The 1,070-nt window shown below is 73.0% G+C and carries 1 protein-coding gene; it reads right to left on the reverse strand.

The features are described from left to right. Positions 1–64: 64 nt before the first annotated feature. Positions 65–928 (reverse strand): ABC transporter substrate-binding protein, encoded by an 864-nt coding sequence (locus AC2W7G_RS16975; protein ID WP_485869475.1) that lies wholly within the window; start codon positions 926–928, stop codon positions 65–67. Positions 929–1,070: the final 142 nt, after the last annotated feature.

Here is a 1,070-nt window from a genome sequence, read left to right on the forward strand (position 1 = left end):
GTGCGACGCCGGCGGAAGGCGTCGCGCTCGGCCTGCCGGGCGCTCGGGACGTGCGGGGCGGAGGTCACTTCAGGACGGGCGCGTTCGCCGACTCGGCGAGCCAGGTCTGCTCGAGCTCGGCCAGCGTGCCGTCCTCGCGCAGCCCCTCGACGGCGTCGTCGACGCAGGGGGTCAGCTTGCTGCCCTTCTCCAGCAGCAGGCCGAACGCCTCGGTGGCGTCGCCCTCGACCTGGAACTGTCCGGCGATGACCGAGCCGTCGATCTCGGCGGCGGTCAGGTAGAACGCGCTCGGCAGGTCGGCCACGATGCCGTCGACCTGGCCGTTGCGCAGCGCCTCGGCGGCCTTGGTCGTGTCGTCGTAGACGCGCGGCTCCTTCGCGCCCTCGATCTGGCCGATGGCCTTGAGCGACGTCGTGCCGATCTGGGCGCCGAGCTGGGCGTCGGCCAGGTCGGCCAGGCTCTTCGCGCCGGCGAACTCGGAGTCCTCCAGCACGATGACCGCCTGCGCGGCCTCGTAGTACGGCGCGCTGAAGTCGACGGCCTGCTTGCGCTCGTCGGTGATCGAGATCTGGTTGATGTCGACGTCGAACGCCTTGTCGCCGGGCTGGTAGGCCGTGTTGAACGGCACCTTCGTCCAGACGACCTGGTCCTTCCCGAAGCCGAGCCGATCGGCGACCGCGTACGCGACCGCGCTCTCGAAGCCCTGCCCGTTGGACGGGTCGTTGTCGGCGAACCACGGGTCGTAGGCCGGGTCGTCGGTGGCGACGGTGAACGTGCCCTTCTTCACCGTGGGCAGCGCGTCCACCGAGCAGGTGGCGTCGGCCGAGGACGACCCGCTGGTCTCCTCCTCGGCGGGGGCGCACGCCGTGGCGAGCAGCAGGGCGGAGGCGGCGAGGACGCCGCCGAGGGAACGGGGGAGGGACGTCATGGCCGTCATCGTAGGGGCGCGTCCCGGGTCGTGGACGGGCGTCCAGGGATCGGCCGCGGCGTGCGACCGAGGTCACGCCCGGGCCGGACGCCCGCCCGCGCGGCCTAGAGTGCCCGCGTGAACCCGGTCGCGCCCCGCCCCG

Source organism: Aeromicrobium sp. PFPM2_SD2, from assembly GCF_057364525.1.

Bases quoted from the DNA above. Each gene is read 5' to 3' on its own strand.
- AC2W7G_RS16975 (WP_485869475.1), bottom strand. From the start codon at position 928: ATGACGTCCCTCCCCCGTTCCCTCGGCGGCGTCCTCGCCGCCTCCGCC.